At 47.5% G+C, this 17,936-nt stretch carries 17 protein-coding genes; 10 read left to right on the top strand and 7 right to left on the bottom strand.

The annotated features are described in order from the left end of the window. Positions 1-58 precede the first annotated feature (58 nt). Positions 59-448 (bottom strand): LapA family protein, encoded by a 390-nt coding sequence (locus tag BBG47_RS25030; RefSeq protein ID WP_065293997.1) that lies wholly within the window; start codon positions 446-448, stop codon positions 59-61. 187 nt (positions 449-635) lie between these two features. Between BBG47_RS25030 and BBG47_RS25025 the strand changes: the two genes are divergently transcribed. Then, positions 636-2,243 (top strand): FAD-dependent oxidoreductase, encoded by a 1,608-nt coding sequence (locus BBG47_RS25025; protein ID WP_065293996.1) that lies wholly within the window; start codon positions 636-638, stop codon positions 2,241-2,243. 155 nt (positions 2,244-2,398) lie between these two features. Here BBG47_RS25025 and pepF read toward each other — a convergent pair whose 3' ends face one another. The 3 genes from pepF to BBG47_RS25010 form a co-directional block, all read right to left on the bottom strand. Beyond that, positions 2,399-4,192: an oligoendopeptidase F gene (gene pepF, locus BBG47_RS25020; RefSeq protein WP_175400632.1), complete on the bottom strand. Its 1,794-nt coding sequence runs from the start codon at positions 4,190-4,192 to the stop codon at positions 2,399-2,401. 275 nt (positions 4,193-4,467) lie between these two features. Then, positions 4,468-4,647, bottom strand: a complete 180-nt coding sequence (locus tag BBG47_RS25015) for a hypothetical protein (protein WP_021260126.1) — start codon at positions 4,645-4,647, stop codon at positions 4,468-4,470. Positions 4,648-4,660: 13 nt separating this feature from the next. Further along, complete coding sequence (locus BBG47_RS25010; RefSeq protein WP_021253250.1) at positions 4,661-4,894, bottom strand: hypothetical protein; 234 nt, start codon at positions 4,892-4,894, stop codon at positions 4,661-4,663. A gap of 262 nt (positions 4,895-5,156) precedes the next feature. On the opposite strand from BBG47_RS25010, the gene BBG47_RS25005 reads away from it, so the two are divergent. After that, positions 5,157-5,354 (top strand): cold shock domain-containing protein, encoded by a 198-nt coding sequence (locus BBG47_RS25005; RefSeq protein ID WP_005546053.1) that lies wholly within the window; start codon positions 5,157-5,159, stop codon positions 5,352-5,354. A 202-nt stretch (positions 5,355-5,556) separates the two neighbouring features. Here BBG47_RS25005 and BBG47_RS25000 read toward each other — a convergent pair whose 3' ends face one another. After that, the gene (locus BBG47_RS25000) at positions 5,557-8,853 is read right to left on the bottom strand and encodes a glycoside hydrolase family 2 TIM barrel-domain containing protein (protein WP_254659918.1); all 3,297 of its coding nucleotides are present in this window, start codon (positions 8,851-8,853) and stop codon (positions 5,557-5,559) included. A gap of 154 nt (positions 8,854-9,007) precedes the next feature. Here BBG47_RS25000 and BBG47_RS24995 point away from each other — a divergent pair, with 154 nt between their 5' ends. Continuing rightward, positions 9,008-9,901, top strand: coding sequence for a helix-turn-helix transcriptional regulator (locus BBG47_RS24995; RefSeq protein WP_065293995.1), 894 nt, complete (start codon positions 9,008-9,010; stop codon positions 9,899-9,901). Between the two features lie 131 nt (positions 9,902-10,032). On the opposite strand, the gene BBG47_RS24990 is transcribed toward BBG47_RS24995, so the two are convergent. Next, positions 10,033-10,686 (bottom strand): nitroreductase family protein, encoded by a 654-nt coding sequence (locus BBG47_RS24990; protein WP_065293994.1) that lies wholly within the window; start codon positions 10,684-10,686, stop codon positions 10,033-10,035. A gap of 93 nt (positions 10,687-10,779) precedes the next feature. Beyond that, on the bottom strand, positions 10,780-11,976 hold the full coding sequence (locus tag BBG47_RS24985; RefSeq protein ID WP_065293993.1) for an MFS transporter: 1,197 nt from the start codon (positions 11,974-11,976) through the stop codon (positions 10,780-10,782). A gap of 191 nt (positions 11,977-12,167) precedes the next feature. On the opposite strand from BBG47_RS24985, the gene BBG47_RS24980 reads away from it, so the two are divergent. From BBG47_RS24980 to BBG47_RS24950, 7 genes are all read left to right on the top strand, one after another. Next, a complete protein-coding gene (locus BBG47_RS24980) occupies positions 12,168-12,485 on the top strand; it encodes a hypothetical protein (RefSeq protein WP_021253244.1) in 318 nt (105 codons plus the stop codon). A 132-nt stretch (positions 12,486-12,617) separates the two neighbouring features. Further along, positions 12,618-13,700 carry a tetraprenyl-beta-curcumene synthase family protein gene (locus BBG47_RS24975; protein ID WP_175400631.1) on the top strand — a complete coding sequence of 361 codons (1,083 nt, stop codon included), beginning with the start codon at positions 12,618-12,620 and terminating at the stop codon, positions 13,698-13,700. Positions 13,701-13,724: 24 nt separating this feature from the next. After that, on the top strand, positions 13,725-14,696 hold the full coding sequence (pfkA, locus tag BBG47_RS24970) for a 6-phosphofructokinase (protein WP_065293992.1): 972 nt from the start codon (positions 13,725-13,727) through the stop codon (positions 14,694-14,696). Between the two features lie 179 nt (positions 14,697-14,875). Continuing rightward, positions 14,876-15,079 carry a DUF3906 family protein gene (locus BBG47_RS24965; protein WP_044354322.1) on the top strand — a complete coding sequence of 68 codons (204 nt, stop codon included), beginning with the start codon at positions 14,876-14,878 and terminating at the stop codon, positions 15,077-15,079. Between the two features lie 52 nt (positions 15,080-15,131). Beyond that, positions 15,132-15,671 carry an NADPH-dependent FMN reductase gene (locus BBG47_RS24960; protein WP_065293991.1) on the top strand — a complete coding sequence of 180 codons (540 nt, stop codon included), beginning with the start codon at positions 15,132-15,134 and terminating at the stop codon, positions 15,669-15,671. A gap of 437 nt (positions 15,672-16,108) precedes the next feature. Then, positions 16,109-16,510, top strand: a complete 402-nt coding sequence (locus tag BBG47_RS24955) for a hypothetical protein (RefSeq protein WP_065293990.1) — start codon at positions 16,109-16,111, stop codon at positions 16,508-16,510. A gap of 38 nt (positions 16,511-16,548) precedes the next feature. Continuing rightward, on the top strand, positions 16,549-17,496 hold the full coding sequence (locus BBG47_RS24950) for a hypothetical protein (protein ID WP_065293989.1): 948 nt from the start codon (positions 16,549-16,551) through the stop codon (positions 17,494-17,496). Positions 17,497-17,936 lie beyond the last annotated feature (440 nt).

The raw sequence follows: 17,936 nt of genomic DNA, 5'->3' as shown, positions 1-17,936 counted from the left end.
AGTACTAATGCAAGTACTAATGCAAGTACTGATGCAAGTACTGATGCAAGTACTGGTGCTAGTGATCAATCTTGTCCGAATTGGCTGTGCTTGATGTGAGTCCTGTTAAATCCTCATTTGTCGTGCTGTCGCCATGAGGATGCAATTCTTCGAGGTTGTTTGTCGATTCATGATTCTCGAACAAGCTATTGTCAGCGTCGCCTGTATATTGAGCAAGCTGATGCTCCAATTGCTTAATCTTCTTCTGGGAGCGGAACTGCAGGTAGATGCTGTATGAACCGACAATTACAGCTCCAAGCAGGGTGCAGCCCAAAATGAGAAGAATGAGCGGTACATCGAATGTGCCGAACAAGAGATTCACTTGTACTGGATTCACGTTAATGACTGCAAATATCGCCGTAATGAGCGCAAATATAAGTCCTGCTAGCAGGGACCATTGAATACGCATTGCAGGTAGCCTCCTTACCATTATGTTTATGTATCTATTCTCAGTATAATGTTCGACTTCATTCGCCACAAGTTGAATGGTTGCTCCAATCAAATATTTTCATTATGGATCAAGGATTCAAAATACAGACATGTCATGATATGATCATGGGGAGGAATGATCTGGAAGTGAATGGGGAGGGACATTCATGAATACGAGGAAGGCAGACGTTGTCATTATTGGTGGAGGGCTTGGGGGAACACTGGCAGCATGGACACTGGCGAATCGGGGCCTAGAAGTGATCATGACAGAAGAGACGGACTGGATTGGCGGCCAGCTTACCAGCCAAGCAGTTCCACCAGATGAACACCCATGGATTGAACAAACAGGATGTACTGCTGCTTATCGAGCATTCCGCAATCAGATTCGGAGTTATTATGCTGCACTTGTGAAGCCGCAGCTGCTGAAGGATCGAGATGCATACGACAATACTTTCAATCCGGGAAATGGATGGGTAAGCCGACTGTGTCACGAGCCGAATGTTGCGCATGATCTGCTGCAAGCTTGGCTTTGCCCTCACGTTGAGGAAGGGCGTCTGCACATTTTGTATCATACGGTTCCGCTTGAAGCGCACACGCAGGGCGATGCTGTACAAGACATCACCGTGCTCAATCGAATTACAGGAGAGAAGACAGTACTCACTGGACAATATTACGTAGATGCAACAGAATGTGGTGACGTGCTGCCGCTCGCAGGTGTTGAATATATCGTTGGTGCTGAATCACAGCAGATGACAGGGGAGCCTCATGCGTTAACAGAAGCAGACCCAGCTGATTTGCAAGCGTTTACAGTAGTGATGTCGCTGGAGAAGCTGGATGCCAACGCTGCTGAACGCAATGAGCCGATTGCCAAGCCGGCAAGTTATGATTGGTGGAGGAGCTTTCACCATGAAGGATCGCCTTATCCTTTGTTAAGTTGGTGGGATACAAAGCCGAATGCGACTCATAAATTGCGCAAGTTCATTTGCTTGCCCGACGGTATAGACCCGCTGCCTCTGTGGACGTATCGCCGTACTGTGGACGCATCGCAGTTTCGGGACGGCCATTATGAGGGAGATCTGTCCTTAATTAATTGGCCGCAAAATGATTATTCCATTGCATCTCCTGTTGAGATGAGTTATGAAGAGCGGGATGCGATTGTTGAGGAGGCTAAGCAGTTAAGCTTGTCTCTGTTATACTGGCTTCAGACAGAAGCGCCACGTGAAGATGGTGGAGTAGGGTACCCCGAATTCCGCTTGTATCGTCCATCTGTCGGCACTGACGATGGCCTTGCTAAGTCGGCTTACATTCGTGAATCGAGAAGAATTCATGCCTTATATACGATAACGGAACTTGATGTGAGCAAGGAGCTTCGCAAGGGGCAGGGACTAGGTATTCGTCGATATGAGGATAGTGTAGGAGTAGGGCATTATTCTATGGATTTGCATACAACAACCAAGACTGGACGAAGCTGCTATATTCCGACCTTGCCTTATGAAATTCCACTTGGATCTCTCATTCCGAAGCGGGTCACGAATGTTCTGCCTGCTTGCAAAAATATCGGTACGACTCAGCTCACTAACGGGTGCTATCGCTTGCATCCAACCGAATGGAATATTGGAGAATCCGTCGGTCACTTGATCGCTTATTCGATTGAGCAAGGGATCATTCCGCGCAAGGTCTATGAGGATAAGCAGCATCTCAGCGCTTATCAAGCGGAGCTGGATGGGGCAGGCGTACAGCGAAGCTGGCCGTTCGATGGAACCGAAATCGCATAGCGCAGCTATATCAACTTCTTCGCTTCTTACCTATTAGCACGCATCGTGTCCCTAGGTTTACTCAATTTGATACAAGAGTGAATGTGACAGGATAGCTGACAAAAAAGAGACGCCCAGACAGCAGTTAGTTAGGCTGTCTAGCGTCTCTTTTACATTTATTTTGCTGCGAGCTGTTCCATCTCTTTGATAAGGGATTCAAGCAAGCTCATGCCTTCTTCGATTGGCTTCGGAGTGGACATATCTACGCCGGCCTTCTTCAGAATGTTGATCGAGAAGTCGCTGCCGCCGCTCTTCAAGAAGCCTGTGTAACGATCGACTGCCGGTTGACCTTCTTCGAGAATTTGCTTCGCGAAGCTTTGTGCAGCCGAGAAGCCTGTAGCGTATTTGAACACGTAGAAGCTTGTATAGAAGTGAGGAATACGTGCCCATTCCATCTCGATATCTTTGTCGATGACCATGTCATCTCCGTAGTACTTCTTATTCAAGTCATAGTACACGTCACAGAGGAGCTGCGGTGTCAGTGCTTCACCTTTCTCAGCGTGATCATGGATAATCATCTCGAATTCAGCGAACATCGTCTGACGGAATACAGTTGTACGGAATTGATCGATGTAGTATGCAAGCAGATACATCTTTTCTTTCTTATCCGTTGTCTTCTTCAGCATATAATCCATGAGCAGCGCTTCATTCAATGTGGAAGCAACCTCTGCCAAGAAGATGGTATACTGCGCGTCACGATATGGCAGGTTGTTGTCCGAATGGTACGAATGCAGTGCATGACCCATTTCATGTGTCAATGTGAACATGCTGTTCAAATTGTCTTTATGGTTCAACAGCACGTAAGGGTGCGTGCCGTATGCGCCCCAGCTGTATGCGCCAGTACGCTTGCCTTCATTTTCATAAACGTCAATCCATCCGTTGTCGAAACCATCTTGAAGCACATTCAGATACGATTCACCAAGCGGCTTCAAGCTTTCCTTAACAGTTGCCTTCGCTTCTTCGAATGTAATATTCATGTCGAACTCATCGACAACCGGAGCGAATAGGTCGTACATATGTAGTTCCTTCACACCCAGAAGCTGCTTGCGAAGCTTCATGTAGCGGTGCATAAGCGGCAAGTGCTTGTGGATCGTGTCAATCAGATTCGTATATACTTCCTTCGGAATGTTGTCGCCGTACAGATACATTTCCAATGTGGAAGGGTATTTGCGTGCGCGAGAATAGAACAGGTTCTTCTGTACGTTCGCATTGAGTGTAGAAGCAACTGTATTGCGAAGCTTGCGATATGTACCGTATACGCCTTCAAAAGCAGCCTTGCGAACTTCGCTGTTGCGGCTTTCAAGGAATTGAATGTAGCGGCCATGTGTCAGCTCTACATCCTTGCCGTTCTCGTCCTTAATCGTTGGGAACTTCATGTCGGCATTGTTCAGCATGCTGTAAATGGTCTCGGGCGACTTGGACATGCTTCCAACTTGCGCGAGCAGGGCTTCTTCTTGTTTGGACAGAATATGTGCCTTTTGGCGCAGCATTTCAGTCAACGTGAAGCGATAAGCAGCCAGCTTCGGTTCTTGAATAAAGGCATTCAATTGCTCATCAGACAAGGACAGAACTTCAGGCGTAATGAAAGAGAGTGCCTCCCCAACTGTTACGCTTAATTGCTTGGCCTTCTCGGACAATGCCTGATATCCAGGTTCCGCTGTGTCTTCATGATGGCGCATGCTCGCATATACGTACAGGCGCTCGGTATGTAGGGAAATATCGTCTTCCAGCTCAAAGCAATTCTTCAGTGCTTCCGCATCATTCAACTTGCCTTGATATTGCTTCATCTTATCCAACAGCTGGTTAACCAGCGAGAATTCTTTGTCCCATTCTGCTTGTGATCCGAATAAGTCCTCCAATTTCCAGCGGACATCCTGTGGGACTTCTGAACGTTTCCATACTTGTTCCATATGTACCCTCCTCATATATTGATATTGCGATAATGGCTTCGCTGTCGCTTGCTTATAACTAGCGGCTGTTGAAGCAGACAGTAGGCTGGTCACCATGATGGCAGAGGTGACCAGCCCGATAACCAATTGGCGTGTCGTGGCCATATATCCCCCTCCGGTAGCGTTGCCGTGCGGCAATGGTGCTGTGTGCACTCACCGATTAATCTGTAGGGTAGTATGACCAGAGAACGCCAAACTATTTGTTGCGGACGGCTGTGCTTGTTCCGTTGAAGAAGCTAACTGCCGAGCGCAAAGAAAGAGTAGACAATTAGGAAGAAGGCGAATGTAATCAAGCATAATGCAGTAATCGCCAACGGCCTGCGCAGCTTCTCCGGCAGCGTGTCTCTCTTCCAGACTAGGATCACTCCAAGTGAAAATGCAAGCAAAATAAAAATAAGGTTCGTTGATGAATTCATAAGCATCCTGCCTTTATACTTGCTTGAATTTGTCCATGATCTCGTTCCATTCTTCTTCCTTGCCTACGTAATCTTCTTTAGGAAAGCGTTGTTCAGCCCAATGCATCAAGGCCGGACGGCTCAAGAAGTTATGGCATTCTTCTCCCCATTGTTCGGATATTTCACGTAATACGATATAACGGCCCTGTACTTCAACCGTAAGCATATTCCAGTTATCCTTTTTATAAATAACATGTTTCTTCATCATAATTTGGTTCCCTCGTTTCTTGGTGCAGGGCACTGTCACTCTAAGTTGTAAGCGGTATTGCCAAGCAGTTTGTCTTACCGATCATGATACCTTAGCCATTAAATGAAATCAAATCTGATTTCACTGGAAAGCCGCAATATAGACCACATTATTTGCAATTTTTTTAGAAATCTTTTTTGTGGGAAAAGTTGCGTTTGACTTTTTGCTTAAGTATAATATTACTATTCGCCTGTCAGGGCGAAGAAGTGAGGAGGTTTTGACTTTGAAAGGTACTGTAAAATGGTTTAACGCAGAAAAAGGCTACGGATTTATCCAAGTGGAAAACGGCGAAGACGTATTCGTTCATTTCTCCGCAATCCAAGGCGACGGTTTCAAAACACTTGACGAAGGCCAAGAAGTAGAGTTCGATATTACTGAAGGCAATCGCGGTGCGCAAGCAGCTAATGTCATTAAATTATAATGAATTGTCCCGTTAAGGGCTGTCATTTATAAATAGTGCACTAGCAACGCCAAGCAGCCATGTTCATGTTGAGCATGGCTGCTTTTTTATGTTCTCATTTGATCGCAGTAGCCTGAACCCATTATTTTGTTATTCTGTGCCCTGTTTGTTCATCAGGCTTGTTCTTAAAGATATTTGCTCGATCCGAGAGTCTTGGATTTGATTAAGATAGAATACCGCTGTTCACGAGCCGCGCAAGTTGCCTCGGAGACAGTGTCTCACAGTTGAATGGGATCACTTGCAGGCTGAATGACATGTCCTTGCACTTCAATTCATGCTCAGGGAGCGCTCTCGGGCCGCAGCTGTTGCTACCAAGACCATTCTGTGCTTTGTCCAGATGGAGAACAATATCGCTTCGAGGCACTAGATCAGCATGATGGGCGGCATTCTCCAAGTCCATGACCGAGTAGCGATGGGCGCTAAAGTCAAAGGTGTCCACTCTAGAACTGCTTGTAAAGAATAGTCCCGTGCCTTGAGCGTTCACAAAAGATACCCATCTTGTATCTGTACGATTGCCATTCTCCTGCGGCTTCTCGTATGCCACCATAAGATCATCGACCTTCGCTTCGTACCAGCCAATTGCAGCTGCTTCCTTGCTGTCGACATAGCTTTCGCCTGGACCGCGTCCATACCAGCTGCAGGAATTCAAGCCGGCAGGGATGCCAAGCTCGTAGCCAAAACGAGGGAGAACCTCTGGATGGCATCCTTCAGGCCGTACGTCAATGTGCAGCTGTATGATCCCATTTCCTTGTATGGTCATGATCTGCTCACAGGCCAATCCCCACATAAAGGCGGGTGCTCCTAACCGGAAGCAGGTCGTTACGGTAATCATCCCCTCTGCTGCGCGTGATGAATCGATGGTCACCTGTTTTATCCGTTTCTTCAATTGATGTAGTCGAGCATTCCGCCAATCCGTCACTAGATAGCGATCATTATCGATAACGGCACGCCATAATTGAAGGCGGGGACTGCCAGTTAGCAAATCTGTGTTATGGAAACGCCAAGAGAGAAGGCTTCCGTCTGACCGATTGATCTCCATAATAAAGCTGCTGCCTGTAAGGATGAGGCTAGCTCCTTGGTCATGGATCGAAATGGGCTTCAGCGACATCATGCCTGCAGGGGCAGTATTAATACCGAAGCCGGATGTCAGGCTGCTCTTAGACGATGATATGGTAGAGGAAGCTGCTGTCTCCTGTATGCAATCGGTATGCTGTAGCTTAAGAACCTGCGAAGGCTCAAGCTCAAATTGAGCCCATGCCACTTCATGACCCACAGGAAGCCAGGGGATTGTGCCATAAGTGCCGCTACCCGAACGGAAGGAGAACCGAAGCCACATATGCTGAAATGCCGGTTCAGATATCGTATGGCCGAACGCGGCTCGAATCGCTGTCCGCGCATCCCACCGCCATGCAGCGCGCTCACGTGGAGGTACTTCGGGCACCTCGAATGTCCCTTCGGCAATTAGTTCACCATCGGCAATGATGGAATAGTGACCGCGCAAGCATGATAATGGAAGGAAGTCGTACCGGTTCTCGATGATATATTCTCCTGGTTCACTGCTGGCATAGACTTTGACAGGCTCGATCGCTTTTTTGTATTCATGCAGAGCGGGCCACGGCTTACGGTCTCCGTCGATGAGTCCATTCAAGCAGAAGTTTCCGTCATGAATAAGCTCGCCGAAGTCACCGCCATACGCCATTTCTTGGCGGCCATCCTCTCGCTCACGCCGAATGCCTTGATCGACCCAATCCCAGACGAACGCACCTTGCAGCTTCGGGTAGCGATAGAACATTTCCACGTAGTCCTTAAGCGCTCCCGGGCCGTTGCCCATTGCATGCGCGAATTCACATAAAATATACGGACGATCGTCATCAGACTGGACAACCTTCTCAATGGCTTCGAGTGTTGGGTACATCGTTGAGCGGATGCCGAGTTCAAGCATGTTGCTCCAATCGCCTTCGTAATGAACGGGGCGAGTCGGATCATATTGCTGTGCCCACTCAGCCATGGCTGCATGATTGGGCCCACAGCCGGATTCATTGCCAAGCGACCACATGATGACGCTCGGCGCATTTTTGTCACGGATTACCATCCGCTGCATTCGCTCCACATAGGCCTGTTTCCACGTCTCATCCTCACTGAGCAGTGACCAACACCCAGCAGCTTGAAATCCATGTGTTTCTAAGTCCGCTTCGTCGATTACGTATAGCCCTGCCTCATCACATAAGGCGTAGAAGCGCGGATCATTCGGGTAGTGTGAGGTCCGCACAGCATTCAAGTTGAACTGCTTCATTAAGCGCACATCTTCGACCATTGTGGCATAGGGAACCGCACGTCCATGATCCGGATGGAATTCATGCCGATTGACGCCCTTGAACATGATGGCCTTCCCGTTTACGAGAAGATTCTTACCGGTAAGCTTCACTTCTCTGAATCCGATTCGCTGCGAGATTACTTGAATGACCTCTTGGTCCTTGTCTCGAAGTTCCAGAACAAGATGATACAAATAAGGGGTCTCCGCTGACCATAGTGTAGGGGCTTCCACGGTAGTGCTTACCCGGATGAACGGGTCTGATTGCTGGCATTGATCACTTACCAAGATCGTGTTAGTCGGCGAAATTGGCTGGCGGGCAGCATTCAATAATGTCCATGCAAATGTATGTGACTGCGCAGCCTCCTCGCTGATGCAGAGCTCGACATCAACGTCCAGTTGAGCACGCTCACCATTGTCGAGCAGGTGTGTGCGAACCGTAAAGTCCCACATATGCTCCGTCGGGAAGGCTAGCAAATACACATCGCGGAAAATACCGCTTAACCACCACATATCCTGATCTTCCAGATAGGAGCCGTCGCACCATTGGTATACCTGAACGGTAATTTGATTCAAACCTTGCTGCAGCGTGGGACGGATGTCGAATTCAGCAGGAATGCGGCTTCCTTGACTGTAGCCAATATAGTGCCCGTTCACCCATACTCGAAATGCACTGTCCACACCTTCGAATCGAAGGACGACTCGTTGCTCCATCCAGCTTGGTTCAATCCAGAATGTCCTGCGGTACGTTCCAGTAGGATTCTCATGGGGAACAAAGGGAGGTTCAACTGGGAACGGATAGAGGATATTCGTATATTCTGGTTTTCCGTAACCGTGCATTTGCCAATTTGAAGGTACCGGAATCTCGTCCCAATCGGAATCATTGTACTGGGGCATCCAGCACGCTGCCGGCGCTTGCTCCGGACTCGCTGCGTAGCTGAATTTCCAGGTGCCGCTCAGCTGCTGAAAATAGGTCGATGCACCGCGCTCGTACGTTAGTGCTTCGGAGGCGCTTGCACAAGGAATGAAGTAGGCACGGTCATGGAGGCGTTGTTGATGCAATACAGTAGGTGACTGCAATAATTCATTCAGTGTTAATGCAGCTTGTTCATTGTGCGGATTTACCAGGTTCATTCGTTCTACTGACATTCTCATCTTCCCTTCAAATGCTATTGACTCAATATCACGATATGAATGTAAAAGGCTGTTGATTGTATATATGATAAAATGAAAAAAGACGCGCAATCAATCTAACGATTTTATTTGAAATAACAATATATGAAACTCGAAACAGGTGAAGTCAATGCAGCATTTTCATTTTCCAATGATCAGCGAGCGTGAGCGGTCGTTGCCACTCGTTGTAACCACGGTAGGAAGCTGGGTAAGCCAACAGGAAATTGTACGACTGAGCGGATATCCTGATTACCAGTGGCTGCAATGCACGTCCGGCCGCGGCGAGTTCTGGTGGAAGGGGATGAGCGAGCCTATCGTTGTAGAGACTGGGCAGGGTGTTATCTTATATCCTCATATACCGCATGAATATAGGCCAATTGAGGAGCCATGGGGAATCTATTGGTTTGGATTTCAAGGAAGCTTATCGCAGGAGCTGCTGACTGCGACTCAATTGTATCAATCGACAAGGATTACTCCAATGAACCCTGAGCTCACGCTAGAGCCAATCAAGAGGGCGATTGCTCTATTGAACCGATCCTCGTTCAATGAAGGACACGGCACAATGCTGTCAGGACTTGCCTATGAGCTGATTATGGCGTGGACTCAATCCGGATGGGAGACTCTTGTCAGGGAAGGGCGGCACGTGGATAATGATCCGTTAACGCCGTTGTTGGAGTGGATTCAAGAACATGTTCATCAGGAGCTTACACTTCAGCAGATGGCCGACCAGATAGGTGTTACTCCGCAGTATGTATGCAAGCTGTTTCGAAGAACACTTGATATGCGGCCGCTTCAATATGTGATACGTCTGCGGATTCGTAAGTCGAAGCAGCTTCTGCTCGCTTACCCGAGGCTGTCTGTCCAGCAGGTGGGACTGGAGGTTGGCTTCATGCACACGAGTTATTTCATTCATCGATTCAAGCAGCAAGAGGGAATGACGCCTGTCCAGTTCCGTCTCCTTCATGCGGGGAAACAGATGGGTGATCATCGTGTATTTGATGCTACAGAAGTGAATGGAACATAGATCCGGCAGTAATATCAGATCTTTATAGTAGGAATAATACGAATCTCCCAAAAGAGAAGCCCCTTGCTCCGCCACAGTTATTGTGGGGAGCTAAGGGGCTTCATGTGCTATTGGTACGTGGACATGTCCTGTTATTCAATGATGCGCAGTATCTCTTCGACCGGCTTGCGTGGGAGCTTGGCCGGTGATTCCAGCGGATAGCCGAGTGCAAGCACCATGTTGACCTGGCGGTCTTCTGGAATGTCAAGCAGTGACTTGATTGCTTCAGCAGCCAGTAGGACAGGGCCAGTCATTGGACAGGTAGCCAAGCCCTGCGCATGAGCGGCTAGCATCAGATTTTGAATGGCCAAGCAGCTGCTCTTAATGCCCTCTTCATCCCATACCGCAGTCGGCACCAATTGAATCGGATCGAAGATGCGCTCACGGAATTTCGAAGTGTAAGGCGTCGCTAAGCATACAATGAGTGCTGGTGCGTCTGAGAAGGCTGTTGCATAGGGCCCGAAGGACTTGAGCAGCATTCTCGCTTCCTTGTTTAATCCTTGCTCTTCCGCTATTTGAGCCTTGGCATGCAGTGCATCCCATGTAAGCTGCTCGATTTGCTTGATCATCGAACGATTCACAACGGCGATGAACTCCCATGTTTGGGAGTTTGTGTCGCTTGGCGCGTAACGCGCACAATCCACAAGCTCTTTAATGTCGTCGACAGACACGGGACGTTCATCGTAGCGACGAACGCTGCGGCGCCCATGAATGACTTCCTTTATTGTTTCATACGTTGTTGTCATATTGGTGACCCTCCACCGAACGAGTAGTATGATTGCTTTAAGACCTTGTATTAAGACCTACTACTATTATACGGTACAGTTGAAAAAATGCAATTAGCTCTGTCTGCTGGACGCTCGAATTGTCGCTGTTTCACTACGACTGGCAATAATGGACATTGTTATGAAGCCGAGGCAGGCTATGAATGAGAAGCCTGCTGCAACCTCATATAGCACATCCTTGCCGAAGGATTGCATTAAGATTCCACCGAAAGTTCCGCTTATGAGCCCTGCGATGCTGGACCAGACGATCGTATACAGTGCAAGCCCTGTTGAACGATATTCGTCAGGAATGACACGGCTTATATAGCGAACGGCAACGAAATAAAAGATCCCGAATGACACGCTGTGCAGCAGTTGCGTAGATACAATCCATGTTGGATCTTGCAGCACTGCAATAAGCAGAAGCCGAATGGTATAGGTTAACCCGGAGAATGCTAATAGCGGCAGTTCCTTGAATTTCTCCCCATAGGCATTCAATAAGAAGAAGATCGGGATTTCACTAAGCGCTGAGAGCATCCAAGCCCATCCAACCAAAGATTCATCTGCCCCAATCTGGGACAATGATAATCCGAGGAAGGCTTCATTCAGACGATGTCCAATGGCAAGCAGCAGCACGAACAAGAAGAACAGCAGTACTTCTCGCTGCCGCAGGACAACCCACAATCCAGACAGCTCCATCTTCTTCATCGTGGCGCGCTTATCGGTAAGGGGGAAGGCAAGCCCCAGCGACAGTATGCCAAGCAGAACAATGACCCATATGCTGTACGAGGCACCTACCGAACGTAATATGAATCCGAATACAAGCGCAGATACAGCGAAACCGATCGAGCCAAAAACACGAATGCCGATGAAGCTCTTGCCTTGAGCCTGTGCAGTCATAATCGCGAAGCTGTCGTTCAGTGGATATATCGGAAAGTAAAAGAAATAAAAGCAAACGAGAAGCAGAGCAACCAACCCGTACGAGGATACTTGAGCAAGTGCCACAGATAATACGATTTGTGCGACCAACAACGTGATGAGCACTTTTTTCAACGTACCGAGTTTATCGCTGGTTACGCCCCAGAATAGGTTGGAAATGATAGAGATGAGCGGTCCAATGGAATAGAGAAGCCCGATCTGGACACTTGTAAACTGCAATGATTTGTAGTAGAGCGGCAAATACGATACAACGACCGAAGAGGTCATAAAGATCATAAATGTAAAGGCGCGCAGCCAATGCGCTTCTGTGTTCCGGGGTGCCGGATACGCCATGCGTGTTCCCTCCATGAAGTAATTGAATGTGTATAAATCGGAGTTGTCAACTCAGCAAGTAAAAATGGAATAATCCCTAGTATAGCATGCTTCCTGTGGATTGGGGCGGTTTCGTCATTTACATCCTCGCAAGCGGCATGGTACATTAACAGCATTAATGATGCATCCTAATTTACCGGAGGTACGGCAGCATGGTGAATGATTGGTTCGAATTCGATGAACGGCTTGGTATTGAAGTGCCCATAGTTGAGGATTCTTGGGATGGAATGAGCTGGGACGAACAAGTGCTCATTATGGACAAGTGGGAACACACTCGCGGCAGAATTCCCGACCGTATTAAAGAGCTGGAACGTACGATTGTTTTGAAGCAGAATGCGCTGAATGAGGAGGAGCAATTTGAGGCTTCCTGCCGGCTGAATAGCGAGATCGCAGAGCTTGCTTCGCAAATTATCGATTTGAATTTGTGGTACCGGGTTCATCAGGACGTAGATGCCAAAAATCACCACTAGTGATTATCGCATGCAATCGTTTGTGCAATTAGTCACTTCGTAATATAATAGGTGTGATTAAAATGGGTACGCAATAAATGTGAATCACATCATCTCGTAGAAGTTGACCTACACAGAGGACGGAGGATTTTCTTGAATCAGGTGAGGCAACGCCGTACGCGAGCTCCGAAAGAGCCGCTCGGACTCATGTACCGCGTATATAAGTATATATTGCCGGGGGTTCGTCAATCGTTGGCAAGCTGGCAGACGCGGGCTGAACGAATTCCGAACGAGGAGCTGCGCAAGCAGGCGCTCGCGAGCATCGCTAGCAAGCAATTTCATTGTGAGGGCGGTGCGGTATACGCTGCGGCTAGATTAGATGTACGCCATATATTGATCCCGCTCATTGTTGCTTTTCAGACGATCAGTGACTATTTGGACAACCTGTGCGACCGAAGCACCTCGATGGATGCGGATGATTTCCGCTTGCTCCATCAGGCTATGCTGGATGCGGTCCAACCGGACGAACCGCTCAAAGACTATTATGCGCTCCGTGATGATCAAGAGGACGGAGGCTATTTGCGTGATCTAGTACAGACGTGCAGAGATAGTATTGCTTCACTGCCGGCGTATGGAATCGCACAGCCGCATATTGTTCGTCTCGTCGGACTGTATACAGACCTTCAGGTGTACAAGCATATTCACCCGGATTCCCGGGAGCAGGCGCTGCTGGATTGGTGGAGTCTGCATGAATCGGCTTATATGGAGCTGGGCTGGAATGAATTCGCTGCGGCGACCGGCTCCACACTAGGTGTGTTCCAGTTATTTTTGGCTGCGGCGGACGAGAGTCTGACGCAAGCAGATGCAGACCGCATTCTAGAGGCATATTTTCCATATGTATGTGGACTGCATATTATGTTAGATTATTTAATTGACCAAGAAGAAGATCGTGCCGGCGGAGACTTGAATTTCTGCAATTATTACGACGATCAGAGCTTGGTCGTGAACCGGATTGGCCACTTTGCAGACCTTGCAACGGTGCGAGTTAGCTCACTGCCGGATGGACGATTTCATCGTATGATTATAGAAGGGCTGCTAGCTCTATATTTATCAGATCCGAAAGTAAGGGAACAGGCCGCGGTTCAACAAGTATCCAAGCGCCTCATGAAGAATAGTCCGCTTATGCGATTATTTTTCTGGTTGAACAGCCTCTGGATACGTAAACATATGTATTGAGGATTATGAGGGAGGAAACGAATCATGACTGCTGTAAAAAAGATTGCCGTATTGACAAGCGGCGGAGACTCACAAGGTATGAACGCTGCAATCCGATCAGTAGTGCGTGCAGCTATATTCAATGGAATTGAGGTTTATGGAGTTCAGCGCGGTTATCAAGGGTTATTGAATGAAGATATTCGCCCAATGGATATTCGCAGTGTAGGTGACATCATTCAACGTGGCGGAACGATTCTGCAATCCGCTCGCTGCCAAGAGTTCAGAACTCCAGAAGGCCAGCAAAAGGGTGCAGACATTTTGCGTAAGCACGGCATCGATGGCTTGATTGTTATCGGTGGCGACGGTTCTTATCAAGGTGCGAACAAGTTGAGCAAGCTTGGCATCAAGACAATGGGTCTGCCTGGAACAATTGATAATGATATTTCCTTTACAGATTATACAATTGGCTTCGACACAGCTGTCAGCATCGTAGTTGACGCAGTGAACAAGCTTCGCGATACGATGAGCTCCCACGAGCGTTCTTCCGTCGTAGAAGTGATGGGTCGCCATTGTGGAGATATAGCGCTGTATGCAGGTCTTGCTAGTGGTGCGGAATCGATTCTTGTACCTGAAGTTGACCATAACATCGATGAAGTTGCAGGTCGTATGCGTGAGAACTTCGAATGCGGCAAGCGTCACAGCATCGTTATCGTAGCGGAAGGTGTTGGACGCGGTGAAGATGTCGCGAACGCCATCATTGAACGCTGCCCAACTGTTGAGCCGCGCGTTACGGTTCTCGGTCATATTCAGCGCGGTGGTTCCCCAACAGCGTTCGACCGTATCTTGGCAAGCCGTCTAGGCGACTTTGCAGTTCGCAAGCTGATGGAAGGCGAATCCGGCAAGGCTTGCGGTATGATTAAGGGTGAGCTGGTCGCTACAGACATCGATCTCGTTGTGAACACGAAGAAGGAATTCAATATGGAGCTGTACGAATTGGCTTCGCGTCTGTGTCAATAAGACGCTGCTGGTTCACGCAGCTTTGGATAAGCCCGGCGAAGCCGCATCATGCGGTTGGCCGGGTTTTCTTGTATATTTGCTAGATGGGCGGAGAGGGATAGAGGTTATCAATTGTTGTGACATCTTGACGCATGATTCTGGTTTTATGTATGATGTGCGATAGGGAAGGGGATGGAAAAATGTACATATATCGGTTGGAAGCGTCCTCGACGCAAGGAACGTTCGTATGTGTGCTGACAGCAGATACAGAAGAACAAGCATTTCTGCAAGCAGAAGCACATTTCGAGCGGGAGATCCCAGGTGTTACTTGGGAGGGCTTGACTTTGCTAGAGAAGAAACGCTGCGTGAATGGCAGCGGATATATCATCCCCGTTCGAGATTAACAGACGTAATAGACGCTTGTCAGCCGAATGATGATGGAAGGGGAGTGCGATCATGCGTATCGTATGTATTTCAGGCAGCAATCGTAAAGAAGCAACAAGCACGAAGCTCGTTCGTTATCTAGCAGCAAGTATTCAGGAGAAAGGCCATGAGGCTCAAGTCATTGACCTCAATGAACTGCAGCTTCCTCTTTACAGCCCAGACGATGCAGAACAGCATACGAATGTGAAGCTGTTAAGAGAGTCGGTTCTCGCAGCGGATGCCATTGTGTTGGCTACACCTGAGTATCACGGGAGTATATCCGGCGTATTGAAGAACGCGCTCGATTATTTGAGCTTTGACTATTTCAACAATAAGGTCGTTTTGTCGGTCAGCTCTGCTGGTGGTGCGGTTGGTATCAGTTCGTTGACGCATTTACAGACAATCGTTCGCAATGTGCACGGAATTAACTGTCCAGAATGGATTTCCATCGGCGGTGATGCAAGACAATTCACAGCAGAAGGGCAGCCTGTTCAGGAGCAAGTGATTCAACGAGTTCAGAAGACGTTGATCTATTTCTTGAATCTGTCTGCGAGCACTCGTGAGCTTGCATAAGCAATTGATGTAGTTGGAAGCACCTCAGGCATGCACAAGGATACGCTTGTGCAGGGAGGCACGTGAGGATGTCAATGGGATACCCCGCCTCACGGCTTCCCGATAAGGTGTTCGTATTTGTGTGAACGCTACAATAACTCCCAGCATACCCCCTCGGTTACCGATTATCATTTCTTCTACTCCATATGGTTACAATCTAGTCTTTCGTCTCAATGAGCTTAATCTGCTTTTATATTTTCACATTTGTGTCAAGTTTGATTGGTCTATTACGTAGTAATAGATATACATCAGTTGGATGGCAACAAGAGGGACAAGCCCTAACAATCAGAGAAGCGGGGGATGCCTTTGATGTGATGCGAGAAACATTGGTCAAGACTTGCGCGTCAATAACATGTCAGCGTGGCAACAAATACGAATGATGAGAAGGAGACGCGTATATGAGAGTAAAGACAAGTTTCTTTTCCGTTAGCGCCATACTTTTAGTTGTAGTGTTTGTATTGATTGGTTGTTCAGGTTCACCTTCAAAGGGTGAGGGTTGGGTTAGCACTAATTTCTCGCAGCAAGAAGCAGATAATTTGCAAAAACAGGTGGATGAAGGCCATAAGCCTGGACTAACAGACTGGCAGCAAGTATCAAGAGAGTATCTCAATACACAAGAAGGCCTCGTTGTTAATGAAGACATTGATGTGAAGCTTATTGTAGATGAGAAAGCCAAGAAAGTTGTCCAATACACACTCAAAGACGGGAGAAGCATTCAGCTAGAGCTCATCCAACCGAGTAAAGAAGGTCCTTCTGGCATATTTGTCGTAAGCCGGTATCGTTTTGCGAGTAATGAATAAGCACGGATTACATGCCATGAAATATGGAGGCGAAGCTTATGTTAAAAAGGAATATGACCATCATGTTGCTTTTTACTCTCATTTTGTCTCTCTTTGCTTCGACGGGATCTGCTTATGGAAATGCAATTGATGAACAATCGAACCCACTGCTGGACAGCAAGGAAGTATTGAATTATTTATTTTGGACCAAGGACGACAAGCTGAAGGCGGATGTAGCCTCACTTCAGTCGGCTCTGGGATTGTCCGATCAGCAAATGACACAACTAAAGGATATGGGGCTCAAAGAACGTGATTCAGCCAGAGCACTGCAGCTGCAGGCGCAGTCGCTAACGGTGGACAGCTATAACGCGAAGGCAGACACCTTATTTCAAGTACGGAATGCTGCCTTACAGAGTCTGCTCCAAGATAAGCACATTGCCTTCGAAGAATGGGTGACGAAGTGGTGGGCAGACGAGAAAGAATATAGAAATACATGGTTGAAGACAAAATACGGTGCAAATGCTGACGTACCGCGAATCTCTGGAATTTTTGCAACTCAATATGATCCAGATATAAGCGGCTCCTATGAGGTCGCACTGCCTGATAAATATATTAAATTTGCGAATAAAGGCTGGATTAGTAATATCCCAGTCCAATTGCGAGGGACGTATGGCAATCCGAAGTATGTAGTCAATGTTTATAATCCAAATACGGTTAAGTCTGCCCTTGGTGTAGAAGTGAAGGATGTTGGTCCTTGGAATGTCGATGATAATTACTGGGATACTGCCAACGGAAGCAATCCTAGACGATTCGGCTCTGGATTAGCATTGGGTACTCCTGCTTCAACAGCTGCCTATTATAACAATTGGAACAATGGCAAGGATGCACAGGGTCGCAAGGTGCTCAATCCTGCCGGGATCGATTTGTCGCCAGGCGTTGCTGCAACGTTAGGTCTTGCCACAAACGAAAATGCTTGGGTTGACGTAAGATATGAATATTTGCCTTAAGAAACGAGAGGAAGAGTCATGATTACAAGTAACAGATAACATATACGTTGGGGAGCCATTATTCTGCCTGCAGGATATTGGCTCTTTTTGTTGTGGAGAGTGATATCGAATGTTCGCAATAAGGGAGTGAATCATCTTAAAACCAGTGTGGAAATAACTTGTGTAATTAGAGATTAGAGGGTAATAACTAGAATGTTGTTATACATGGAATTAACCTTTTCTTGTTATATATTATACCAAAAATAATTTCAATAAAAGAGTTGACATTAGTATAAAATGGAATTATCCTGAACTTGCAAGTGGCAAACAAACCAAATTATGGAGGTGAATCAAATGGCATTTTCAGTTGAAAAAGAAGGCGAAGAAGGCGGATCCAAGACAATCAACATTTTCTGTTAAGCACTCATCCCAAACGATTACAAAATAGGCTCCAGCCTATT

This window comes from Paenibacillus sp. KS1 (genome assembly GCF_001680695.1).
GTDB classification, from domain to species: Bacteria; Bacillota; Bacilli; order Paenibacillales; family Paenibacillaceae; genus Paenibacillus_B; species Paenibacillus_B suaedae.
The sequence above is the reverse complement of the archived record's forward strand: the minus strand, read 5'-3'. Positions and strand labels throughout refer to the sequence as shown.